Below are 22,246 nucleotides of genomic sequence, written 5' to 3' on the forward strand. Positions count from 1 at the left end.
GCCGCTTAAGCATGCCGCGAGAGGTAGTTATTTCGATTTCCCTTGGCTGGCGACCGCTTTCAGGGCCGCTTCGATGGCCGACTGGTCGCCGAGGTAGTAGCTCTTGATCGGCTTCAGATCGGCGTCCAGCTCATACACCAGCGGCTGGCCGTTGGGGATATTCAGACCGACGATGTCGCTGTCGCTGATGCCGTCCAGATACTTGATCAGGGCGCGCAGGCTGTTGCCGTGGGCCGAGATGATGATCTTCTTGCCGGCGCGGATGGCAGGAGCGATGGTGTCGTTCCAGGCCGGCAGCACGCGGGCGACGGTGTCCTTGAGGCATTCGGTCAACGGGATCTGGTCGCGCTTCAGATCGGCGTAACGCGGGTCGTTGAACGACGCGCGCGGGTCGGTCGGCTCCAGCGGCAGCGGCGGCGTGTCGTAGCTGCGGCGCCAGACCAGCACTTGCTCGTCGCCGTACTGGGCAGCGGTTTCCGCCTTGTTCAGGCCTTGCAGGGCGCCGTAGTGACGCTCGTTCAGGCGCCAGTCATGCTGCACCGGCAGGTACATCAGATCCATTTCGTCGAGCGTGGTCCACAGCGTGCGGATGGCGCGTTTGAGCACCGAGGTGTAAGCCAGGTCAAAAGTGAAACCGGCTTCCTTGAGCAGCTTGCCGGCCTGCTTGGCTTCGGCCACGCCTTTTTCAGTCAGATCGACGTCAACCCAGCCTGTGAAACGGTTGGCAAGATTCCAGGTCGACTCGCCGTGGCGCATGAAAACGATTTTGTACATAGTGAGGAACAGTCAGAAAAAGGAAGCGATGAGAAAATAGCAATTGAAGATTTAAATAGCGTGTCAGCTTCTATTTTATAATGCCGGGATTCAGTAAACCCATTGAGATCCCGTGAAATTCATCGTAGACAATATTTTTCTGATCGGCCTCGTCATCATTTCCGGTGGCGCGCTGCTCGTTCCCTTCCTGCAACAGCGCGGCAGCAAGCTGACATTGCTGCAGGCCACGCAACTGATCAACACCGGTAAAACCCTGGTTCTGGACGTACGCGACGTCGAGCAATTCAATGCCGCTCACCTGCGCGACGCCCGCAACATCCCGCTCAAGGACCTGGCGCAACGCGTCGGCGAACTGGACAAGTTCAAGGGTAAGAACGTCATCGTCGTCTGCCAGTCGGGTACCCAGACCGCCAAGGCGGAAGGCATCCTGAAGAAAGCCGGCTTCCCCGAAGTACACGGCCTGACCGGCGGTATCGCAGCATGGCAAGCCCAGGGTCTCCCGACCGCCAGCCAGAACAGCCCGAAGGTCGCCAAATGACAGCCCGCGTCGTCATGTACAGCACTGCCGTCTGCCCGTATTGCATGATGGCTGAGCGGCTGCTCAAGAGCAAAGGTATCGAAGACATCGAAAAAATCCGTGTCGACCTCGATCCCCAGCAACGCGAAATCATGATGCAGAAGACCGGCCGCCGCACCGTGCCGCAGATCTATGTCGGCGACACTCATGTCGGCGGTTTCGACGATCTGAGCGCGCTGGACCGTGCGGGTGGACTCGATCCCCTGCTGCAAGCCTGATTTATTGCATCATTCCTACGTAAACCGTATTAATCCAACCTGAAACGAGAGCATTCCATGGCGGAAGAGAACCAACAAGCTGAACAGCAACCCGTATTCCAGATCCAACGCGTCTATCTGAAGGACCTGTCGCTGGAGCAACCGAACTCCCCGGCGATTTTCCTGGAACAGGACGCACCGGCCATCGAAGTGTCGGTTGACGTCGGCGCCGAAGCGCTGGCTGACGGCATTTTCGAATCCACCGTCACCATCACCGTGACCGCCAAGGTCAAGGACAAGGTCGCTTTCCTGGTCGAAGGCAAGCAAGCCGGCATCTTCGAAGTGCGCAACGTTCCTGCTGAACAACTGGATCCGCTGCTGGGTATCGGTTGCCCGAACATCATCTATCCATACCTGCGCGCCAACATCGCCGACGTGATCACCCGCGCCGGTTTCCCGCCTATCCATCTGGCTGAAATCAATTTCGAAGTGTTCTATCAGCAACGCCTGCAAGCGCTGGCCGAGCAACAAACCGATGGCACACTGGTCACCGGTTCGACCACCGTCAACTGATTCTGCCATACCGCTGCATTGTCGTTGCACCTGGTGCGAACGGCAATGCAGCGCGCTTCTTTCCTGCTATTCGATGCCTTCGTGTTCGTGCCAAGCTGTCCGGGCACGCGGCTTCAACCTCTACAGCGGAGCAAGTCCATGAAATTTTCCCCTCTCGTCCTGTCCGCTCTCGTACTTGGCTCGGCTGCCGCCGTTCCTGCTTATGCACTCGACTTCAAGTCAGTCGGCGCGGCACCGGCGATCCTGTACGACGCGCCATCCGAAAAAGGCCGCCGCGTCTCCATCGCGCCGCGCGGCATGCCGGTCGAAGTGGTGCTGACCTACGGTGACTGGAGCAAGGTGCGCGACGCCTCCGGCGCGCTGTCGTGGGCCCAGTCCAAAGCTTTGGCCGCCAAGCGCAACGTCGTCGTCAGCGCAGCCAATGCCAAGATCCACGCCGCTGCCGATGAAGCCAGCGCAACGGTCTTCAGCGCCGACAGGAATGTGCTGCTGGAACTGACCGATCCGACGCCGCAATCAGGCTGGGTCAAGGTCAGGCACCGCGACGGCCAGAGCGGCTTCGTCAAGACGTCCGAGGTCTGGGGCGATTGATTTCCCCGGGATTTCAGATAAGCGCCCGATCAGTATCAGTCTTGCTTTCCCCGATACCGGACCGGGCGCATACTCCGGGCATCACCAGGCCACACCTTGCCTTCACCAGCCATAGTCATTAGCCACTAGCGATAGCCTTCATGAACATTTCGATACTCGGCGCCGGCGCCTGGGGCACGGCACTGGCGATCAACCTGGTGCAACGTCACAAGGTCGTCCTGTGGGGCCGCAATGCCAAGACCATGCAAGACGCCGCCATACAGCGTGAAAACATGGACTATCTGCGCGGCTTCCACCTGCCGGAGTCGCTCAAAGTCACATCGGATCTCGATCTGGCAGTCAGTCACGTCACGCAAAGCCCGGCCGACAGCCTGCTGATCGTCGCCTCGTCGGTGTCCGGCCTGCGCGCGCTGGCGGAGACGCTGCGCGACCGCAACATCCCCAACATCGTCTGGCTCTGCAAAGGCCTGGAAGAGCAAACCCGCCTGCTGCCGCACCAGATCGTGCGCGAAGTGATGGGCGACAGCCTGCCTGCCGGCTCCTTGTCGGGCCCGTCGTTCGCACAGGAAGTCGCGCGCGGCCTGCCCTGCGCGCTGACCATCGCCAGCAGCGACAAGACCTTGTGCGAGCGTGTCGTCGCCGCAGTGCATGGCGGCAATCTGCGCGTGTATTCGAGCGATGATCTGATCGGGGTGGAAATCGGCGGCGCAGTGAAGAATATCCTGGCCATCGCCACGGGCGCGGCCGACGGCCTGCAACTGGGCTTGAATGCGCGCGCCGCGCTGATCACGCGCGGCCTGGCGGAAATCAGCCGCCTCGGCATTGCGCTCGGCGGACGTGCGGAAACCTTTATGGGCTTATCCGGTGTAGGCGATCTGATCCTGACCTGCACCGGCGATCTGTCGCGCAATCGCCGCGTCGGCTTGGGTCTGGCGCAAGGAAAGAAACTGGAAACGATCGTCACCGAACTCGGCCATGTCGCCGAAGGCGTACGCTGCGCACAAGCCGTACGCTCGCTGGCGCAGGAGCTGAACATCGACATGCCGATCACCAATGCAGTGGCCGGCGCCTTGTTCGATGGTATTTCCGTACAGGAAATGGTGGCGCAATTGCTGTCGCGCGATCCGCGCGAAGAAAACTAGAAAAACACGATAGCGTCAAAACAAACGCTGAAACCTGAAATACCGGACTGCACGATCAATATCCTGTGCAGTCCCGGCACTACCTCAGCTTGTAGCGCCTTAGCGGGCAACGATATCGCTGTCCATTTTGGGGCGTTTGAAACGCTTCGGCGACTCGCCCTCGACGATATCGTCGATCTGCTTGGGCAGCTTGTCGTACATGGAGCAATCGTCTTCGCGCTCTTTTGAGCGGAACGACTTCCCGGCTTTACTGCTGAAGCGGCCTTCCTTGGCGGACAGCGCGTATGGCTGGCGATGGCCGGCGCCAAGCGTAGTCTTTGGATTGCGTTCGATTGCTTGCATAACTCTATCCTTACCCGTCTTCTGACGTTCCTGTTCGTGACTTCCGCAGCAACATCGATTCTGTGAGGTGTCGAAGCTGCGTGTTTGTAGCTGCGCGTTTTTGGCGCGCTGTACGTCATCTAACGCACCAAATACGATTTGGAATACGCAGAAATCACTTTTTTGTCAGGGAATAGCAAGAAAAGTTAAACCGACCGCATGTTTGCGGCGTCGCAACAAATAAAAATTATCATTTATTTTCAATAACTTACATCTTCTTCTGCGGCCTGAATTTGAAGAACATACGCAGTAGCAGCAACATCGTAACAATTGTTGCGAAAAGTATCGGCTGCGCCAGCAGGTTCTTCCCGGCCTTCATCCACCAGAAGTGCAAAATGCCCAGCGGCAAGATCACGTACATCAGGCGATGCAGCCATTGCCAGCGTTTTCCGCCGAGTCTGCGCACCATGCCGTTGGTGCTGGTCACCGCCAGCGGAATCAGCAACACGAAAGCAATGAAACCGACCGTGATGAAAGGCCGCTTAAGCACATCCTTCCACATCTCCCCAACGTCGAAGAAGTGATCGAACCAGAGGAAGGTCGTGAAATGCAGTACGACATAGAAGAATGAGAACAGTCCGAACATGCGGCGCATGCGGATCAGCCAATTCCATCCCGTCAACCGGCGCAGCGGCGTGATTGCCAGTGTGATGCACAAAAAGTACAGCGTCCAGTCGCCAGTGTTGCGCGTGATGAACTCGATGGGATTGGCGCCCAGCCGGTCGGTGAAGGCGAACACGGCGAGACGCAGAAACGGCAGCAGCGACGCCGCAAACAGCAAGACCTTGAGGATGCCGACCTGCCGGGTCGTCAGCTTGCGGATGGCGTGCACCGGATTCATATCGCGGCCTGGGCGCAGTGAAAAAGAAGAACTTCGATGCTGCAGGGCAAGCGCCTGATCGACATGTGGACTCCGTAAGCGGTAATCAATACGTGAGGCAGGTGACCTGCCGGCCGCCTCAAATCGGCACCATCTTACAGAAATTCTCGATGTTGATTTTCCCCGACGACTAGCTGGAGAAATGCTGCGACCACGACTTCAGGCCACAGCCAGCAATCGTCCGGGCAATTCGGCCAATTCACGGATGACGTGTACGCCGTCCGGCAACTCCAGAATATGGTCTTCCGACTGCAAGGCAAACACCGTCATGCCGGCAGCGAGGCCGGCCTGAATACCGGGCAGACTGTCTTCCACCACGGCGCAGCGATGCGGCAGTGCGCCCAGGCTGGCGGCGGCATGCAGGAACAACGCGGGATCGGGCTTCCACTTCTGCACGTCGTAAGCGCTGAAAATGCGGCCGGCAAAATACGGCAGCATGCCGGTGACACGCAGGCACAGCTCGATTTTGGGACGAGGAGCGTTGGATGCGAGGCAGAACGGCACCGACAGCGCCTGTACCAGCTCCAGCGCGCCATTGATAGGCTGCAGGCGCTCGCTGAGCATTTCGGTCATGACGCCGCGCAGCTCGTGTTCAAATTCAGCCGGCAGCGGCGCGCCGTGCAATTCTTCAATGCGCGCCAGACACAGCTTCATGCTGGTGCCGCGGAATTGCTGCAAGGCTTCCTGCGCCGTCAGCGTAAGGCCGTAGCGTTCCACGTACTGCGACCAGGCATCGGCAACCACCACTTCGCTGTCGACCAGAGTGCCGTCGCAATCGAACAGCACCAGATCGAAGCCGGACCTTGCTTCTTTCTTCAACGTCGGAATCCTTTAGAGTTCACCGTAGGAATGCAGACCGGACAGGAACATGTTCACACCCAGGAAGGCAAACGTCGTCACCAGCAGACCGACCAGCGCCCACCAGGCCGCGACCTGTCCGCGCAAACCCTTCATCAGACGCATGTGCAGCCACGCCGCGTAATTGAGCCAGACGATCAGCGCCCAGGTTTCCTTCGGATCCCAGGACCAGTAGCCGCCCCAGGCTTCCGCCGCCCACAAGGCGCCAAGAATGGTGGCGATGGTGAAGAAGGCAAAACCGACGGCAATCGCCTTGTACATCACATCGTCAAGCACTTCCAGCGACGGCAGGCGATCTGCCAGATAGCCTTTTGACTTGAGCAGGTACGCCACCGCAACCATGGCCGACAATGCAAAGGTGCCATAACCGATGAAGTTGGCAGGGACGTGAATCTTCATCCACCAGCTTTGCAGCGCCGGTACCAGCGGCTGGATCTCGGCCGCATCGCGCGACATGGTGTACCAGAACAGGAAGCCGACCGCCGCCGTGATCACCAGCAGCACGAAAGCGCCCAGCTGACGGGTCTCGTAACGCTCTTCGTAATACAGATAGAACAGCGCCGTGATCATGCAGAACAGGATGAACACTTCGTACAGATTGGAAATCGGAATGTGGCCGACGTCAGCCCCGATCAGGTAAGACTCGTACCAGCGCACCAGCATGCCGGTGAAACCCAGCACCACCGCCGCCCAGCACAGCTTGGAGCCGATCGCGGAGCCGACCGGCGAACGGCCGATCAGACCGATCCAGTAGAACAAGGTCGACAGCACGAACAAGGCACTCATCCACAGGATGGCCGACTGGCTGGAAAGGAAGTATTTGAGGAAGAATTTCTTGTCGGCCAGTTCCAGATTGCCGCCGTACATGGCGATCGTCGAGAGCGCCAGCACCGCCAGCAGCGCCATGAGCCAGCGCACCTGCTTCCAGTGCCAGCCGAGCCAGGCAAAGGTCGGCGCTGCCAGGACCAGGACCGCCTTTTCGTAATAGTCCATATGACTGCCGTAGCGGTTCAGCGCGAACAGCGAGGCCGCCACTAATGCAGCGGCATAAATCCAGTCCAGCACGCTGAGACGTTTAAAAAAGCCGATATCCTGCGAGTAAGCGTGGGTTTGGCTCAATTCCATCATATTCTCCGATTTGTCTCCTGCCGCCATCCTACCCGTCTGCGGTGCGGGAGATATGTCGTTTCAGGCATAAGCGTTAAACGCTTATCCCCATAATCCAAAGCCTGTCATCTCTGGCCCGTAGCTTACGCCGTTTGGGTCAATTTCGCTTTGAGTAATTCGAATTCCTTGTCGAAATCCATCGTCTTGCGCTGCGTACTCATCGCCATGAGCGCGTGCGACCCGCCCGACTCATCGGCCTGAGGACGAATCCAGACCCACAGGCGGCGCTCGCGGATGTACAGCATCGAGAACACGCCCAGCACCAGGAACAGGCAGCCCAGATAAACCACCTTCTTACCCGGCGAACGCGTCACCTGGAAGACAGACGCCTTGACCTCATCGAAGCTGCTCAATTGCAGATACACCGGCGCATGGTAAAACCCGGCGTCAGCCATGGCGTTGATCGCCAGTTGCAGAAAGCGCGCATGCTTTTCGTCGGTCGCCATCGCCGGCTGGCCGGCCTTCTCACGCGCGACTTGCCACAGTTCCCACATGCTGCCGTTGAGGATTTTCATGAAGATGTCGGCGGCTTTTTCCTGCTCTGCGGCCGGAATCTTTTCAATGAAGCGCGACACGGCGATGTAGCCCGAGTCCTTGCCGTCGCCGGCAAAAATGCTCAAGCCACGCAGCGCCGATTGCTGTACCTGTTCGCGCAACTGGTCGGAAGCGGTGCTGGTGCCTTTCATGGCCTGGCGCGCATAGCGTGCCGCCGCTTCTTCGCGCAGCGCCGGATTGGCCAGTGCGGCGCGCAAGCGCATCCATTCGTTGACACTGTCGTTCTCGTCAGCCGGGATGCGCAGGTAGCGGAACGGCTCGTCCGGCATGTCGCGCACGCCCGCCAGGAAGACATAAGCGCCGTCGACCTGCACCGACATCATGTAGTTGAGAAACTCGCGCGCCTGGCCGGTCTTGTCGCGCAATTTATATTGCACGCTGGGGCCGACGTTCTTCAGGTCCTTGTTGTTGGCGTTCTTGGCGCCGGAACCAAGATGCTTGTCAAAGCCTGCAGCAAAGCCCTGGTTAACGCTTTTATTGACGCTGCGCACATCCTGGCTGGCGCTGTTGCTCATGTTTTCGACGTTGAAAGGGCGGAAACCGGTCCATTCGACGGTGTAGTCGCTGTCTTTGCCCGCATCTTTACTCTTGTCGAATGGCGCCAGCGGCGTACTGCCGTTGACTTCGCCGGCAATCTGGAAGCTCTTGTCTTCCGCGCCGCTCATTGCATGTCCGGTCAGGCGCAACTTGCTGCCGCCATCTTCAAAGCTGGATTGATAGACCGCCACGCCGTTATAAATCAGCGGTTCGTTGACTTTGATCGTGGCGGAGAAATCCTTGCCGGTGGCGTTGTCGCGCACCACCACGTCGCTGGCGAACAGCTTCGGCATGCCGGTCGAGTAATAGTCGATGACGAAGCGCTTGAGCTGGATCGTGAACGGCAAGTCCTGGATCATCACGCCGTTTTGCTGCGGGATAATGGCGGTGCTGCTGCTGGCGCCTTCGGGGATCAGCGTATTGCCGCGGAAGGTGGGGTTGCCGAGGCCGAGGCGATGCTCGGCCGGAATCTGCGAAATCAGACCGTTGCCGGAGAACGGCGTCTTGCCGTAAAACCATTGCTGGAACCGGATCGGCAAGTCGGAGTCGAGCAAGCCGCCGACGCAGATGATGACGATCGCGCTGTGCGCAAAAATGTAGCCCCATTTATTGGCGGCGCCCTTCTTGGCAGCAATCAGCGTCGCGCCATCCTTTGCCACCAGTTTGACCTTGTAGCCGTTAGCGCCGATGCGCTGTGCCAATTGCTGCGCGAGGCCGGCAACCGGTGCGGCCGCTGTCCATTCGGCCTTGTGGTGGAAATTCTGCAGCGATTGTTCGCGCACGTTTTCACGCCAGCTTTTGACGTCCTTGATCATCTTGGGACCATTGCGCGCGATGCACAGCGAAGTCGACAGCACCAGAAAGCCCATGATCAGCAAGAACCACCACGCCGAATAGACGGCGTACAAACCCAGCTTGTTGAATACTTCGAACCAGAACGGCCCGAACTGGTTGACGTAGTTCGGCATCGGTTCGTTCTGCTTGAGCACGGTGCCGATGATGGAGGCGATGGCGATCAGCGTCAGCAGACTGATGGCAAAGCGCATGGAGGAAAACAGTTCAACGAAGTCTGCCACCCAGCGCTGCCGGGTTTTCAGTTGTATGCCTGCGGTACTGCCTGTCATAAGTGCTACCTTTAATGATGCTGCTTGTGCAGCGCTTTTGCAATTCCTGAGCGACTCCCCGCGGCCCCTGTGCGGAAATGAAAAAGGGGCGGCTTCTCAGCCACCCCCTCCAATTTGTTACCAGCTAATTTTTACTTCAAACCGGCGATGTAGTCTGCAACCGCCTTGATTTCTTTATCCGACAAACGTTCCGCAATCGTGGTCATTTGCGGGCTGTTGCTGCGTGTGCCGCCGCGGAAATTGGTCAGTTCGGCCACGGTGTAATCCTGATGCTGGCCCGCCAGACGCGGATACTGTGCGGGGATGCCGGCGCCGTTCGGGCTGTGGCAGCCTGCGCAGGCCGGGACATTCTTGGAAGCGATACCGCCGCGCCAGATGTGCTTGCCCAGTTCGATGGTGTCTTTGTTCTTGGCGGCGCCCGGTTTCGGTGCCTGCGCATTGAGGTAAGCCGCAATATTCTTCACGTCTTCATCCGACAAGGCCTTGGCCAGCGGCGACATGATCGGATTATTGCGGCTGGCGGAACGGAAATCGGTCAGTTGCTTGATGATATAAGCAGTATGCTGGCCGGCCAGACGCGGATTGGCGGTAATTGTGGAATTGCCCGCAGCGCCATGGCAGGAAACGCAGGCAGTGATGTTGCGGGTAGTGTCGCCGTTGGTATAAAGCGCCTCACCTTTGGCCGGATCAACCTTGGCGACTGGCTCTGGTTTCTTTTCTTCGGCTGCAAATGCTGTGGAAGACACCGCCAGCACTGCAATAAACAAGGATTTCAACAATGGTGAAAAGGCACGATTCATTCAAACACCCTGAGACTTGATTATATTAATAAATTGCCAGGTTGGCGACGATGCTTCTTTCCTCAATCTTTCCAAAAATTCCTGAAAAGTGTTTCCTCCAGCACAACACAACAAGAGGTAACCCCTTATTGTACAATAGCTTTTCGGCATTTTTGCCCACTTTTAATGCATTCCTCCTACTATGTCCCAACTTTGGCAAGCCCGTTTCTTCACCACGGTGAATCATCTCCGTGATTTGCCAACCACTCAGGTACCCGAGATTGCCTTCGCCGGCCGCTCCAATGCCGGCAAATCTACCGCAATTAATGTGTTGTGCAATCAAAAGAAGTTGGCTTTTGCTTCAAAAACGCCAGGACGGACACAGCATATCAATTATTTCTCCATCGGCGGCGCTCATGTAGCCCAGCATCGCAAAGATGAGACAAAAGTCGATGAAATCCGCGCCCTGCTGGTCGACTTGCCCGGCTACGGCTACGCCCAGGTCTCCGGTTCGGCCAAGCTGCACTGGCAGGAACTGCTCGGTGATTATGTACGCCGCCGCGAACAACTGGCTGCGCTGGTAATGATCATCGACTCGCGCCGACCGTTTACCGAACTCGATATTCAAATGGTTGAATGGTTTGCACCAACTGGCAAACCCATGCATTGCATTCTCAGCAAAGCCGACAAGCTCAACCGCAATGAGGCTACCAACGCGCTGCGTCAGGCAGAGACGTTTTTGGCCAGCTATGTCGATGCAAACGGCAAGCCTTTTCCGTTCACGGCACAATTGTTTTCGGCGCTCAAGCGTACCGGCATCGATGAAGCCACCGACAAGATTATGGAACTGGCAGGGCTGACGGATGAGGATATCGAAGGCACAGAACCTGCGGCAGAGAATGACGCTGCCGGCGGCGCAGACCAGCGCGAGGAAGAATGAAAGAAAGCCCGAAAGCGTCAGCCCAGATGTAAAAATGCCCTGGAAGGGGGGAAACCTTTCCAGGGCAAACGCCTATCGTTTGCACGATGAGCCCCGCTCAGGGAGGGAAGGGGAAGCGGGAGGCAACATACATTGCCTATGCGTAGGAACCCCGACCCGAGGAAAAGTTTCAGAGAGCGAATGGATTTTTTAATTATCGTTTTTTGCCTATTTTTTAATTGAATTTGTTTGGATTTGTCCGCATTTAACGTCGCTACCAACATACCGGGTGCAAGGTATCTGCGCCGCCCGCTCAGCGTCGTCTTCATGTACTTTTTCATGCGCTTTAGCGAGTATTCACATGTCATCGTCTATCAAGTCTCCCCAGTTCCCCGCCATCCGTATGCGCCGCATGCGCAAGGACGCGTTTTCCCGCGCCATGATGCAGGAAAATGTCATCACTCCGGCCGATCTGATTTATCCGGTCTTCATCCAGGAAGGCCAGAACCTGCGCACGCCGGTCGGCTCCTTGCCCGGCGTTGAACGCCTGTCCATCGACCAGTTGCTGCACATCGCCGAAGACACCGTCGCGCTCGGCATTCCGGTGCTAGCGTTGTTCCCGGTCATCGATCCGTCGCTGAAGACACCGGACGGCATCGAAGCCACCAATCCCGACGGCTTGGTGCCGCGTGCCGTCGCCGCGCTCAAGAAGCGCTTCCCCGAACTCGGCATCCTGACCGACGTCGCACTCGACCCGTACACCAGCCACGGCCAGGACGGCGTGATGGACGACAGCGGTTACGTGCTCAATGACGAAACCACCGCCCTGCTGGTCCGGCAGGCGCTCACGCAAGCACAAGCCGGCGTCGACATCGTGGCGCCGTCGGACATGATGGACGGCCGCATCGGCGCCGTACGCAACGCACTGGAAGCGGACAAATTCATCTATACCCGTATCATGGCGTACTCGGCCAAATACGCCTCGGCGTTCTACGGCCCGTTCCGCGATGCGGTCGGCTCGGCCGCCAATCTCGGCAAAGGCAGCAAAAGCACTTATCAGATGGATCCGGCCAACAGCGACGAAGCGCTGCGCGAAGTCGCGCTCGACCTGGAAGAAGGCGCCGACATGGTCATGGTCAAACCCGGCATGCCCTATCTCGACATCGTGCGCCGCGTGAAGGATGAGTTCAAAGTCCCGACCTTTGCGTACCAGGTCAGCGGCGAATACGCCATGATCAAAGCCGCCGCGCAAAACGGCTGGCTCGATCACGACAAAGCCATGATGGAAGCAATGATGGCTTTCAAGCGCGCCGGCGCCGACGGCGTGCTGACTTACTTCGCCCGCGATATCGCGCGCTACCTCAAGAAATAAATTAAAAAACAAGTCCGCCGGCGTCGCCACCCAGGCGGCGCTTTCTCCCTTTTCCGTCTATCCCCTTCCACCGGTTTCGCCCTACCCACGCGGCATAGTTGAAATCCGGATATCCAATCTCTGAATTGGTATTTTTACAAAGTCGCCGGACTCTTTATAGTCAGCGGAATACGGAGTCCTGTCGGGCTCCGATTCTTTTCGCGGGCGCGCTTTGTATTTCCATGACAATGCCGCGCCCGCTTTTCGCTCAACAAGAAAAAAGGTCCGGGAATGACATTGCACAAACTCTTCAAACAACTCGCGGCGATCGCCGCACTCACACTCAGTGTCGTCAACATCAACGTCGCCTGCGCCGAAGACGTGCCGCAAGAAGTCCGCTTCGCCTGGGCCGGCGGTCCGCGCGTCTGGATCCTCGGCAAGATCGACAAGTCCTTCGACAAATCCTTCGGCGCACCGGTGAAATGGATTCCCTTCGCCACCGGCGCCGACGTGCTGTCGCTATTTGCGGCCAAAGAGATCGACATCGCCCGCTTCGGGTCCAGCCCGGCAGTGGCCGGCATCGCGCGCAAATTGCCGATTGAAATCATCAGCGTCCCCGAAGTCATCGCCACCAGCGAACGCCTGATCGGGCGCAAGAGCAAGAACATCAACAGCGTCAAGGATCTCGAAGGCAAGACCGTTGCCTATCCGCCCAACTCGACTGCGCAATATGCGCTGGAGCTGGCTATCAAAGTCAATCGCCTCGACAAATCCAAGATCCGCCTGGTGCCGCTGAAGCCGGCCGATCAGGTCGCCGCATGGAAGCGCGGCGACATCGATGCAGCCTACGTCTGGGGTCCGTTCACGCAACAATTCGAAGCCGATGGCGGACATGAAATCTTCGTCACCAAGCAACTGCAAAAAGATGGCTTCCTGATCTACAACAACTTCGTCGTGCGCAAGGAATTCGCCGAGAAATATCCGCAACTGGTCGTGAAGTTCCTGCGCACTTATCAGGAGAAGGTCGACCAGTACAAGAAGGACCCGGACGGCTCCGCGCAATTGATCGCAAAGCATCTCGACATCCCGTTTGAAACAGCCCGCAGCGTGCTGACAGGTCTGGAATATCCGTCCAACACCGAGCAGCTGACACCGGCATTCCTCGGCAACGGCGCGACTACGCCGACCTCCGGTATCGCCAAAGCCGCCAAGGACACCGCCAACTTCCTGGTGGAAATCGGCGACCTGCGCAAGAGCGATATTCCGGAATCCTTCGCACCGGCGATCAATACGACGTACCTGAAACAGGCTGTGGCGAAATAATGCAATCGACGATGCAACACAACAAGCATTGCCGCGCCCGGCGAGGAGTACTCTCATGACGACACCCGTGAGCACATCTGCCAGTCAGTACATCGGCACGCGCTCGCAGTCCGGCATGAGCGCAACACGCCGTGCTGCCGTCAGCACTGGCGCTGTCGCGCTGGTGCTGGGTGTCTGGCAACTCTCCGGCACCCTGAAGTGGATCGATCCGCTGCTGCTGCCGCCACCGACCGAGATCTTCCAGACTACGGTCGACATCCTCGCCGACGGCTACCGTCAGGTCTCGCTGTGGCAGCACATCTGGGTCAGCGTGCTGCGCGCGACGGCGGCATTTGTCGCCGCCATCGTGACAGGCATTCCGCTGGGACTGGCGATGGGCTTGTCGCAACCCGTCAGCGCGGTGCTGGAACCGTTCGTGCAATTCTTGCGGCCATTGCCGAAGATCGCGCTGATTCCCTTGACGGTGGTGTGGTTCGGCATCGACGAAGGCTCCAAGTTTTTTCTTATCTTCATTTCGTGTTTCCTGAGTGTCGTGGTCAGCGCAGCTGCAGCAGCAGTCGGTGTCAGCAAGAACCGGATACGCGCCGCGCAAACGCTCGGCGCCAACCGCTATCAGATATTTACGCGCGTGGTCTTGCCGAACGCCTTGCCGGAAATTTTTACCGGCGTGCGCCTGTCGATCGGCATCGGCTGGACCTCGCTGATCGCCGCCGAAATGGTCGCCGCCAATTCCGGTCTCGGATGGATGGTGATCAACGCCGGCACCTATCTGCGTACCGATGTCGTCATGCTCGGCATTCTGCTGCTGGGCGGCATCGGCTATCTGTTTGACCTGGCGCTGGTGCTGCTGCAACGCGCCGTTGTACCTTGGGCGGGACGCGACGCATGAACCAGCTTGCACAACTGCCCGCACGCGTGCGGCTCGACGGCGTCAACAAAAGTTTCACCTCCGGCAAGCAAGCGGCGACGCCGGTGCTCTCCGACATCACGCTGGAACTGGAACAAGGCGAGCTGGTCTGCCTGCTCGGTCCCTCCGGCTGCGGCAAGTCGACCATCCTCAACCTGATTGCCGGATTCGAACAAACCGACACTGGCGCTATCCTTCTTGACGGAACGCCGGTGAACAAACCCGGCCCGGAACGCGGTGTGGTGTTCCAGCAGCCGACACTGTTTCCCTGGCTCTCCGTGCTGGACAACGTGACGTTCGGCCCGCGCATGGCGGGAGTGAAAAAGTCAGCCTATCTGCCGGAAGCGGAACGCTATCTGCGCCTGGTCGGCTTGCAGGATTTCCATCCTCACATGCCGTGGCAATTGTCCGGCGGCATGCGCCAGCGGGTCGCCCTCGCGCGCGCCTGGCTGCCCAATCCGGAAATCCTGTTGATGGACGAACCCTTCGGCGCGCTCGATGCGCAAACGCGGCTGATGATGCAGGAACTGCTCACCAGCGTCTGGCAAAAAACCGGCACCACCATCCTGTTCATCACCCACGATGTCGATGAGGCGCTGTTCCTCGCCGATCGCGTGCTGGTGATGTCGGCGCGGCCGGGGCGCATCTGCGCCGAGTTCAGGATACCTTTCCCGCGTCCTCGCGATGTCGAGTTGCTGGTCGCCGACGTCGGCTACGGTGCGCTCAAGCAAAAGATCCTTCACATTGTGCGCGAAGAAGCCCGCAAGAGCATGGGGAGCACAGCGTCATGAGTGCGCCGCTGCTAGGCGTGCTCGGCGGCATGGGTCCGCTGGCGGCGGTGGATTTTGCGCGCAAGCTGCTGGAATTGAATCCCGTCGAAACCGAGCAGCAGCACATCCCGACGCTGCTGTGGAATGTGCCGCAAATTCCGGATCGCCAGCTCGCTCTGTCGCGTGGCGGCCTTTCTCCGTTGCCTGCCATGCTGCAGGGCATCGCCGTGCTGAACGCCGCCGGCGCCACACGCATTGCGGTTGCGTGTAACACCGCGCATCACTGGTTTGAAGAACTGGCGGCAGCAAGTCAGACGCCGCTGTTTCACATCGTCGACGCCACACTGGCGCAGTTGGACGACAAGCAGGAAGCCGTCGGTTTGCTGGCGACGCGCGGCGCCTTGCAGTCACGCCTGTATCAAGACCGCTTCGACGCTTTACAACGCCGTTACGTGGTCAATACGGAAGACGAACTCGACGAATTGTTCATGCCCGGATGCTACGCAGTCAAGCACGGCAAAATCGCCGAAGGCGGGCGTTTGCTGGAAGCTGCAGGGCAACGCTTGCTGGCGCGCGGCGCGACCCGTCTGGTGCTCGCCTGTACGGAAATCGCCACCGGCCTTGAACGCATCAGCTCTCCTCTTCTCGCCGTGTCGGTCGACACCAATGAGGCGCTGGCGCACGCTTGCCTTGCGTATTGGCGCGAGCAAAACAAATAGACTTTTCTGACGCCGCATAAAAAAAGCGCACCCCGACGTGAGTCGAGATGCGCTGAAATGCATCGGCTTTCGCCGACTTCTGCTCAGAAGCCATTCACTTGTCTTTGCGCCTGCTTTGGCATCTACTGCACAGAGACAAGTTGATATTCAGTTGATGTTTATTTCCACAAGGAGCACTTCGACTCCGCTTTGGTCATGTAAGCCTGGTCGCCTGGAATCGTCTGCACCAGCTTGTAGTAGTCCCACGGGCGCTTGGATTCGGACGGCTTTTTCACTTCCATCAGGTACATGTCATGCACCATGCGGCCGTCAGGACGCACCACGCCGTTGGAAGTGTAGAAGTCGTTGATCTTGTTCTTGCGCAGGTAGTCCATGATCTTGTCGGCATCGGTGCTGCCAACCGCTTTGACCGCCTTCAGGTACTGGCCTACAGCCGACGCATCGCCGGCCTGGAACATCGTCGGCATCTTCTTCATCTTGCCGAAGTAACGGTTGCCCCATGCGCGCGACTGGTCGTTGAGATCCCAGTACCAGCCGTCCGTCAGGTACATGCCCTGCGTAACTTGCAGGCCCAGCGAATGTGTGTCGGTGATAAAGATCAGCAGACCCGCCAGCTTCATGGTCTTGTTGACGCCGAATTCATTGGCCGCCTTGATGGCGTTGATCACGTCGCCGCCCGCTACCGCCAGACCCAGGATCTGCGCCTTGGAGGACTGCGCCTGCAGCAGGAAGGACGAGAAGTCGGACGTTGCCAGCGGTGCGCGCACCTGGCCGACGACGGTGCCGCCACCGGCCTTCACGACGTCGCTGGTGTCTTTTTCCAGCGAGGTGCCGAAGGCATAATCGGCCGTCACGAAGTACCACGATTTGCCGCCTTGTTTAGTGATAGCAGCGCCGGTGCCGCGCGCCAGCGCTGTGGTGTCGTAGGCGTACTGGATGGTGTAGGCGTTGCATTCTTCATTGGTCTGGCGCGTGGTGCCGGCGCCGACCGAGATGAAGACCTTTTTCTTTTCACCGGCGACTTTGCCCATGGCCAGGCTGGCTGCGGAATTGACGCCGCCGATCAGCATGTCGACGCCGTCGCGGTCGAACCATTCACGCGCCTTGTTGGCTGCGATGTCGGCCTTGTTCTGGTGATCGGCAAAAACGAACTCGACCTTCTTGCCGTTGATGGTGCCGCCGGCATCGGCAATCGCCATCTTGATGGCTTCGATGCCGCCCTGGCCGTCCATGTCGGCATAGGTGCCGGACAGATCGGTGATGAAGCCGATCTTGATGGTATCGCCTGCGGCGTTGGCCGCTGTCATGTTGCTTGCGAATGCTGCGCACATTGCAGCGGACATCGCTGCCAGTTTCAGAAATTTCTTCAAACCTGTCTCCTCTGTTGTTATGGTTCCACCGTAGCGCGCAGCTGCATGAGCATGGGACAGCCGCACGCTACCTCCCTCTTCACTTCGTTACGCTGTGCGCGGATCGTTCACGACAGCCTTGGTTTGTTCACCATCGACCAGACGCATCAGACCCAGCGGATTGGCGTTTTGCAACGCCGCCGGCAACAGCTCGTCCGGATAGTTCTGATAGCAGATCGGACGCAGGAAACGATCGATTGCCAGGGTGCCGACGGAGGTGCCGCGGGCATCCGAAGTCGCAGGATACGGACCGCCATGCACCATGGCGTCGCTGACTTCAACACCGGTCGGGAAGCCGTTGACCAGCAGGCGGCCAGCCTTGTGTTCCAGCAGCGCGATCAGATCCTGATAGGCGCGCAGATCTTCCGGTTGCGCCTGCAAGGTCGCGGTCAGCTGACCGTGCATGTTGCGGGCGAAGTCGATCAGCTGTTCGCGGCTTTCCAGCTCGACGATGACGGTTGCAGGGCCGAACACTTCTTCTTCCAGCGGCGCATCCTTGGTGAACAGCACCGACGCTTCCGCCTTGAACAGGTGCGGCACGGCCTGGGTATCGCTGCTGCCGCCGGCGGCAACGGCGACCACGCCAGGGACCTTGCTCAGACGTTCCACGCCACCGCCATAGGTCTTGAGACCGGCGCTGTTTAGCATGGTCTGAGGCGTTTGCGCAGCCATCGCTTCGCGCAGTTGTTCGATGAACCTGGTCAGTTCCGGCGAACGTACGCCCAGCACCAGGCCCGGGCTGGTGCACAGCTGGCCGACGCCGACCACGACCGAGCCGATCAGATCGCGTGCAATCGCTTCGCCGCGTGTCGCCAGTGCTTGCGGCAACAGGATGATCGGGTTGATGCTCGACATTTCAGCGAATACCGGAATCGGTTGCGGACGCGCTGCCGCCATGTCGCACAGAGCACGGCCGCCGCGCAGCGAACCGGTGAAGCCGACCGCCTGGATGCCGGCGCTCTTGACCAGTTGTGCGCCAACGCGATCACCGTAAATCATGTTGAAGGTACCGGCTGGCACGCCGCTGCGCTTGACGGCGCGCTCAATGGCGTCAGCCACCAGCTCAGACGTGATCAGATGGCCGCTGTGCGCCTTGAACACGACCGGGCAACCGGCTGCCAAAGCTGCCGCGGTATCACCGCCGGCAACCGAAAACGCCAATGGAAAATTGCTGGCGCCGAACACGCCCACCGGACCGAGGCCGATGCGATATTGACGCAGATCGGGACGCGGCAGCGGCTGACGTTGCGGCAGTGCCGTGTCGATACGAGCACCGTAGAAATCGCCGCGGCGCAAGACCTTGGCGAACAGACGCATCTGGTTGCTGGTGCGGCTGCGCTCGCCTTGCAGACGAGCTGCCGGCAATGCGGTTTCGCGCGATACTTCGGCAATGAAGTCGTCGCCGAGGGCGTCGATTTCTTCAGCGATGGCGTCAAGAAATTTCGCGCGCGCTTCTGCAGGCAAGGCGCGATAAACCGGATAGGCTGCGCTGGCGGCATCAACCGCGGCGCTGACTTCCGCTTCGGTTGCGGTCAGGAATGGAACGGCATGCGCTTCGCCGGTCGCTGCTGCGATGCTGAGCAACTTGACGTCGCCCTTGCCGCTGCGTGCGCCGCCGATGTAGTTGTGTCCGAGGATGGTCATTTGTCTCTCTCCGTTTACATCGATTGTGTGAGCATGCGCGCGTAGTCGTCTTCCGACGCGACACGCGGATTGGTCTTGTGGCTGTGATCAGCCAGCGCGCCCTTGATGATCTTGGGGAACATGTCTTCGGTAACGCCGAGTTCGGCCAGGCCGGTCGGCAAGCCGAGACGCTTGCTCATGTCCTTGATGGCAGGACCGATGTCGGCTTCGTTCGCCAGACCCATGGCATGTGCCATGCGTGCCAGTTTCTTTTCCTTGATGACAGATTCCGAATCCTTGTTGAATTCGATGATGGCAGGCAGGAAGATCGCGTTCAGGGTGCCGTGATGCAGACGCGGATTGATGCCGCCCAGCGAGTGGCTCAGGCTGTGCACACAGCCCAGCCCCTTCTGGAATGCCATCGCACCTTGCATCGAGGCGCTCATCATGTTCAGGCGCGCTTCGCGGTCGTGTGGCTCTTTGGTGGCGCGTTCGATGTGCGCCCAGGCGCGCCACAAACCGTCCAGCGCGATACCGTCGGCTGGCGGATTGAAGGACGGCGCCATGAAGGTTTCCAGGCAGTGAGCAATCGCGTCCATGCCTGTCGCGGCGGTCATCATGGCCGGCAGATTCAATGTCAGTTCCGGATCGCAGATCGCCAGGCGCGGCACCAGGTACGGCGACAACACGCCGACCTTGCGGCCGTCATCGAGAATCAGGATCGCGCCGCGGCCAACTTCGCTGCCGGTACCGGCAGTAGTCGGGATGGCAATTACCGGCGCGGTCTTGGCGGTGATGTTGGCGAGGCCGCCTTCGATCAGGGCGAAGGATTTCAGCTTGCCCTCATGCGTGCCGCACACGGCCACACCCTTGGCAAGGTCAATCGACGATCCGCCGCCGACCGCAATGATGCCGTCGCAAGCGCCGTCGCGGAACATCTTGACCGCAGCGCGCACGGCGTTTTCATTCGGGTTCGGAGGAGTCTGATCGAACACGGCGACTTGTGCGCCGTCTTTCAACTGGGCCACGACCTTGTCGAGGATGCCGGCGTTGCGGATGCCCATGTCGGTGACGATCAGCGGTTTGCGGATACCGATGCGGTCGCATTCCTGCTGCAGCAGCGCCAGTGCGCCATAGTCGAACTGAACCTGGGTAATGTAGTTAATCAGTGCCATTACATAGCCTTAAAGTTATAGATATACTTGCACTGCCATTCGGATCCGGCCGTCTCCAAATGTCTTTGCGCATGGCATTTTCCCTACGCAAATCAAGCTTTAGAGGCGAAACTGTATGCCAATCATCACGCTTTGCCTAATGAGAGCTACTGATACAGCTATAACCATGACTCATACAAAACAATGCAAGACATTCCATCCTTAAGCTCTATCACTTCCCGCCTGCATCTCAAGCAGCTGCGGCTGCTGACCGCGCTGGCCGACCACGGCTCGCTGCTCAAGGCGGCGGAGCAGGTTGCACTGACGCAACCCGGTGCCAGCAAGGCTTTGCAAGAGATTGAGACGACCTTGGGCGCGCAGCTGTTCGTGCGTACCAACCGCGGATTGGAAGCGACCGACCTCGGCCATTGCGTGATCCGCTATGCGCGCCTGATCCAGACCGACCTGGCGCACCTGCGCGAGGACATGATCGGCATCCTGCAAGGCCATGGCGGACGGCTGGCTCTGGGCGTGATCATGGGGGCGGTGCCGCTGCTGACCGATGCGCTGACGCGCTTGCTGGAAAAGCGCCCCGCCTTGTCGGTGGAAATCGTCGAAGACACCAGCGCGCGACTGCTGCGCATGCTGGATCAGGGCCGGCTGGACATGGCAATCTGCCGCACCAGTATCAGCCAGCAGCCGCACCTTTATGACAGTGTCAATATTCACAACGAAAAGCTGGCGGTCGTCGCCAACATTCACCATCCGCTGGCGCAGCAGCAGACGCTGCAACTGAGCGACCTGGCCAACTCGCGCTGGGTGGTGTATTCCGCCAACATGCCGATGCGCCTGCTGCTGGAACGCGAATTCCACGAGGCCAACCTGCGTTTCCCGCTGCATTTGCTGGAAACGACCTCGGCCTTCACGACCTTGTCCCTGTTGCAGAGAAATCCATCCTTCGTCGCGCTGATGTCGGTCGACGTGGCGCAGTTCTGCACGCGCTTCGGCATGACGACGATCCTGCCGCTGACGCTGCAGTCGCGCAGCGAACCATATCAGCTGGTGACGCGCCACGGCAGCATGCGCTCATCGGTTGCGCAGTTGTTCATCGACGAGTTCGCCGAAGTGCCGCCGGAACTGGCGTAGCGTTGCTGTTAGCTTCAGACGTAAAAAAAGCGCTCCCGTCGGGAGCGCTTTTTCTTGAGGCGAAACGTCTGCTTACTTGTTCGGCTGCGGCGTGATGCGCAGATAAGGACGTGGCGAGGTGTAACCCTTCGGATATTTTTGCTTGATCACTTCTTCATCCTTGACCGACAACGGGATGATGACGTCGTCGCCGTCTTTCCAGTTACCTGGGGTCGCGACGGTATAGCCATCGGTGAGTTGCAGCGCATCCAGCACGCGCAGCACTTCGTCGAAATTGCGGCCGGTGCTCATCGGGTAAGTGATGATCAGACGCACCTTCTTTTTCGGATCGATGATGAAGAGCGAACGAACCGTCGCGGTTTCCGACTGGTTCGGATGGATCATGTCGTACAGGCCGGCAACTTTCTTGTCGACGTCGGCAACGATAGGGAAGCCGACCACGGTCTTTTGCGTGTCTTCGATGTCCTTGATCCATTGATTGTGCGCTTCGGCGCCGTCCACCGACAAGGCGATGGCTTTGACGTTGCGCTTGTCGAATTCAGGTTTGAGCTTGGCGGTCAGGCCCAGCTCGGTGGTGCAGACCGGCGTGAAATCGGCCGGGTGCGAGAACAGGACCACCCAGGAATCGCCCGCCCATTCATGGAACTTGATTTTCCCGATAGAGGAATCTTGCTCGAAATCCGGTGCGGTATCGCCCAAACGTAAGGTCATCTCAGTCTCCTTGGTCATGAAAGTAGTAAGGGAAATGCGCGTCGACAGAGTGCGAGACGCATCCAGAACAGGGCGTTAA

23 protein-coding genes are annotated in these 22,246 nt (G+C 59.0%); 12 read left to right on the forward strand and 11 right to left on the reverse strand.

The window, feature by feature from the left end; genetic code table 11:
• Nucleotides 1–27 precede the first annotated feature (27 nt).
• Nucleotides 28–774: a 2,3-diphosphoglycerate-dependent phosphoglycerate mutase gene (gene gpmA / locus AC1RN6_RS18605; RefSeq protein ID WP_493006953.1), complete on the reverse strand. Its 747-nt coding sequence runs from the start codon at nt 772–774 to the stop codon at nt 28–30.
• A 112-nt stretch (nt 775–886) separates the two neighbouring features.
• Between gpmA and AC1RN6_RS18610 the strand changes: the two genes are divergently transcribed.
• From AC1RN6_RS18610 to AC1RN6_RS18630, 5 genes are all read left to right on the forward strand, one after another.
• Complete coding sequence (locus AC1RN6_RS18610) at nt 887–1,312, forward strand: rhodanese-like domain-containing protein (protein ID WP_050479894.1); 426 nt, start codon at nt 887–889, stop codon at nt 1,310–1,312.
• The gene (grxC, locus tag AC1RN6_RS18615; protein ID WP_050479895.1) at nt 1,309–1,569 is read left to right on the forward strand and encodes a glutaredoxin 3; all 261 of its coding nucleotides are present in this window, start codon (nt 1,309–1,311) and stop codon (nt 1,567–1,569) included. The genes AC1RN6_RS18610 and grxC overlap by 4 nt, the downstream gene beginning before the upstream one ends.
• 57 nt (nt 1,570–1,626) lie before the next feature.
• Entirely contained in the window at nt 1,627–2,121 is a 495-nt protein-coding gene (gene secB / locus AC1RN6_RS18620; RefSeq protein ID WP_007875372.1) for a protein-export chaperone SecB, read from the forward strand.
• Nucleotides 2,122–2,259: 138 nt separating this feature from the next.
• Entirely contained in the window at nt 2,260–2,712 is a 453-nt protein-coding gene (locus AC1RN6_RS18625; protein ID WP_493006954.1) for an SH3 domain-containing protein, read from the forward strand.
• A 140-nt stretch (nt 2,713–2,852) separates the two neighbouring features.
• On the forward strand, nt 2,853–3,854 hold the full coding sequence (locus tag AC1RN6_RS18630) for an NAD(P)H-dependent glycerol-3-phosphate dehydrogenase (protein ID WP_493006955.1): 1,002 nt from the start codon (nt 2,853–2,855) through the stop codon (nt 3,852–3,854).
• Nucleotides 3,855–3,953: 99 nt separating this feature from the next.
• Here the strand turns inward: AC1RN6_RS18630 and AC1RN6_RS18635 are convergent, their stop codons facing one another.
• From AC1RN6_RS18635 to AC1RN6_RS18660, 6 genes are all read right to left on the reverse strand, one after another.
• Entirely contained in the window at nt 3,954–4,196 is a 243-nt protein-coding gene (locus AC1RN6_RS18635) for a hypothetical protein (protein WP_493006956.1), read from the reverse strand.
• A 247-nt stretch (nt 4,197–4,443) separates the two neighbouring features.
• The gene (msrQ, locus tag AC1RN6_RS18640; RefSeq protein WP_493006957.1) at nt 4,444–5,076 is read right to left on the reverse strand and encodes a protein-methionine-sulfoxide reductase heme-binding subunit MsrQ; all 633 of its coding nucleotides are present in this window, start codon (nt 5,074–5,076) and stop codon (nt 4,444–4,446) included.
• A 198-nt stretch (nt 5,077–5,274) separates the two neighbouring features.
• The gene (locus AC1RN6_RS18645) at nt 5,275–5,934 is read right to left on the reverse strand and encodes an HAD family hydrolase (RefSeq protein WP_493006958.1); all 660 of its coding nucleotides are present in this window, start codon (nt 5,932–5,934) and stop codon (nt 5,275–5,277) included.
• 12 nt (nt 5,935–5,946) lie between these two features.
• The gene (ccsB, locus tag AC1RN6_RS18650; protein WP_493007358.1) at nt 5,947–7,098 is read right to left on the reverse strand and encodes a c-type cytochrome biogenesis protein CcsB; all 1,152 of its coding nucleotides are present in this window, start codon (nt 7,096–7,098) and stop codon (nt 5,947–5,949) included.
• Between the two features lie 125 nt (nt 7,099–7,223).
• Nucleotides 7,224–9,356, reverse strand: coding sequence for a cytochrome c biogenesis protein ResB (locus AC1RN6_RS18655; protein WP_493006959.1), 2,133 nt, complete (start codon nt 9,354–9,356; stop codon nt 7,224–7,226).
• 131 nt (nt 9,357–9,487) lie between these two features.
• Entirely contained in the window at nt 9,488–10,156 is a 669-nt protein-coding gene (locus tag AC1RN6_RS18660) for a c-type cytochrome (RefSeq protein WP_493006960.1), read from the reverse strand.
• Nucleotides 10,157–10,337: 181 nt separating this feature from the next.
• On the opposite strand from AC1RN6_RS18660, the gene yihA reads away from it, so the two are divergent.
• The 6 genes from yihA (at nt 10,338) to cuyB (ending at nt 16,124) form a co-directional block, all read left to right on the forward strand.
• On the forward strand, nt 10,338–11,075 hold the full coding sequence (gene yihA, locus AC1RN6_RS18665; RefSeq protein ID WP_493006961.1) for a ribosome biogenesis GTP-binding protein YihA/YsxC: 738 nt from the start codon (nt 10,338–10,340) through the stop codon (nt 11,073–11,075).
• A gap of 340 nt (nt 11,076–11,415) precedes the next feature.
• Nucleotides 11,416–12,426, forward strand: a complete 1,011-nt coding sequence (gene hemB, locus AC1RN6_RS18670; RefSeq protein ID WP_493006962.1) for a porphobilinogen synthase — start codon at nt 11,416–11,418, stop codon at nt 12,424–12,426.
• 270 nt (nt 12,427–12,696) lie between these two features.
• The gene (locus tag AC1RN6_RS18675) at nt 12,697–13,728 is read left to right on the forward strand and encodes a taurine ABC transporter substrate-binding protein (protein ID WP_493006963.1); all 1,032 of its coding nucleotides are present in this window, start codon (nt 12,697–12,699) and stop codon (nt 13,726–13,728) included.
• 55 nt (nt 13,729–13,783) lie between these two features.
• Nucleotides 13,784–14,617, forward strand: a complete 834-nt coding sequence (locus tag AC1RN6_RS18680) for an ABC transporter permease (protein ID WP_493006964.1) — start codon at nt 13,784–13,786, stop codon at nt 14,615–14,617.
• A complete protein-coding gene (locus AC1RN6_RS18685) occupies nt 14,614–15,426 on the forward strand; it encodes an ABC transporter ATP-binding protein (RefSeq protein ID WP_493006965.1) in 813 nt (270 codons plus the stop codon). Before AC1RN6_RS18680 ends, AC1RN6_RS18685 begins: the two co-directional genes overlap by 4 nt.
• Nucleotides 15,423–16,124, forward strand: coding sequence for a cysteate racemase (cuyB, locus tag AC1RN6_RS18690; protein WP_493006966.1), 702 nt, complete (start codon nt 15,423–15,425; stop codon nt 16,122–16,124). The genes AC1RN6_RS18685 and cuyB overlap by 4 nt, the downstream gene beginning before the upstream one ends.
• 158 nt (nt 16,125–16,282) lie before the next feature.
• Here the strand turns inward: cuyB and AC1RN6_RS18695 are convergent, their stop codons facing one another.
• From AC1RN6_RS18695 to gbd, 3 genes are all read right to left on the reverse strand, one after another.
• Nucleotides 16,283–17,467: an ABC transporter substrate-binding protein gene (locus AC1RN6_RS18695; protein ID WP_493007359.1), complete on the reverse strand. Its 1,185-nt coding sequence runs from the start codon at nt 17,465–17,467 to the stop codon at nt 16,283–16,285.
• A 114-nt stretch (nt 17,468–17,581) separates the two neighbouring features.
• Nucleotides 17,582–19,177 carry an aldehyde dehydrogenase (NADP(+)) gene (locus AC1RN6_RS18700; protein ID WP_493006967.1) on the reverse strand — a complete coding sequence of 532 codons (1,596 nt, stop codon included), beginning with the start codon at nt 19,175–19,177 and terminating at the stop codon, nt 17,582–17,584.
• A 14-nt stretch (nt 19,178–19,191) separates the two neighbouring features.
• On the reverse strand, nt 19,192–20,331 hold the full coding sequence (gene gbd / locus AC1RN6_RS18705) for a 4-hydroxybutyrate dehydrogenase (RefSeq protein WP_493006968.1): 1,140 nt from the start codon (nt 20,329–20,331) through the stop codon (nt 19,192–19,194).
• A gap of 183 nt (nt 20,332–20,514) precedes the next feature.
• Between gbd and AC1RN6_RS18710 the strand changes: the two genes are divergently transcribed.
• A complete protein-coding gene (locus tag AC1RN6_RS18710; RefSeq protein ID WP_493006969.1) occupies nt 20,515–21,456 on the forward strand; it encodes a LysR substrate-binding domain-containing protein in 942 nt (313 codons plus the stop codon).
• A 72-nt stretch (nt 21,457–21,528) separates the two neighbouring features.
• Here AC1RN6_RS18710 and AC1RN6_RS18715 read toward each other — a convergent pair whose 3' ends face one another.
• On the reverse strand, nt 21,529–22,167 hold the full coding sequence (locus AC1RN6_RS18715) for a peroxiredoxin (protein WP_007875357.1): 639 nt from the start codon (nt 22,165–22,167) through the stop codon (nt 21,529–21,531).
• Nucleotides 22,168–22,246: the final 79 nt, after the last annotated feature.

Source organism: Herbaspirillum sp. GW822-FHT03A08 (assembly GCF_058801885.1).

Coding starts and splice junctions, on each gene's coding strand:
- secB (WP_007875372.1), top strand. CDS start 1,627: ATGGCGGAAGAGAACCAACAAGCTGAACAGCAACCCGTATTCCAGATC.
- AC1RN6_RS18635 (WP_493006956.1), bottom strand. CDS start 4,196: ATGCAAGCAATCGAACGCAATCCAAAGACTACGCTTGGCGCCGGCCAT.
- grxC (WP_050479895.1), top strand. CDS start 1,309: ATGACAGCCCGCGTCGTCATGTACAGCACTGCCGTCTGCCCGTATTGC.
- AC1RN6_RS18700 (WP_493006967.1), bottom strand. CDS start 19,177: ATGACCATCCTCGGACACAACTACATCGGCGGCGCACGCAGCGGCAAG.
- cuyB (WP_493006966.1), top strand. CDS start 15,423: ATGAGTGCGCCGCTGCTAGGCGTGCTCGGCGGCATGGGTCCGCTGGCG.
- AC1RN6_RS18715 (WP_007875357.1), bottom strand. CDS start 22,167: ATGACCTTACGTTTGGGCGATACCGCACCGGATTTCGAGCAAGATTCC.
- ccsB (WP_493007358.1), bottom strand. CDS start 7,098: ATGGAATTGAGCCAAACCCACGCTTACTCGCAGGATATCGGCTTTTTT.
- AC1RN6_RS18685 (WP_493006965.1), top strand. CDS start 14,614: ATGAACCAGCTTGCACAACTGCCCGCACGCGTGCGGCTCGACGGCGTC.
- AC1RN6_RS18655 (WP_493006959.1), bottom strand. CDS start 9,356: ATGACAGGCAGTACCGCAGGCATACAACTGAAAACCCGGCAGCGCTGG.
- AC1RN6_RS18625 (WP_493006954.1), top strand. CDS start 2,260: ATGAAATTTTCCCCTCTCGTCCTGTCCGCTCTCGTACTTGGCTCGGCT.
- AC1RN6_RS18695 (WP_493007359.1), bottom strand. CDS start 17,467: ATGTCCGCTGCAATGTGCGCAGCATTCGCAAGCAACATGACAGCGGCC.
- AC1RN6_RS18630 (WP_493006955.1), top strand. CDS start 2,853: ATGAACATTTCGATACTCGGCGCCGGCGCCTGGGGCACGGCACTGGCG.
- AC1RN6_RS18710 (WP_493006969.1), top strand. CDS start 20,515: ATGCAAGACATTCCATCCTTAAGCTCTATCACTTCCCGCCTGCATCTC.
- AC1RN6_RS18680 (WP_493006964.1), top strand. CDS start 13,784: ATGACGACACCCGTGAGCACATCTGCCAGTCAGTACATCGGCACGCGC.
- msrQ (WP_493006957.1), bottom strand. CDS start 5,076: ATGAATCCGGTGCACGCCATCCGCAAGCTGACGACCCGGCAGGTCGGC.
- AC1RN6_RS18660 (WP_493006960.1), bottom strand. CDS start 10,156: ATGAATCGTGCCTTTTCACCATTGTTGAAATCCTTGTTTATTGCAGTG.
- yihA (WP_493006961.1), top strand. CDS start 10,338: ATGTCCCAACTTTGGCAAGCCCGTTTCTTCACCACGGTGAATCATCTC.
- gpmA (WP_493006953.1), bottom strand. CDS start 774: ATGTACAAAATCGTTTTCATGCGCCACGGCGAGTCGACCTGGAATCTT.
- AC1RN6_RS18675 (WP_493006963.1), top strand. CDS start 12,697: ATGACATTGCACAAACTCTTCAAACAACTCGCGGCGATCGCCGCACTC.
- gbd (WP_493006968.1), bottom strand. CDS start 20,331: ATGGCACTGATTAACTACATTACCCAGGTTCAGTTCGACTATGGCGCA.
- hemB (WP_493006962.1), top strand. CDS start 11,416: ATGTCATCGTCTATCAAGTCTCCCCAGTTCCCCGCCATCCGTATGCGC.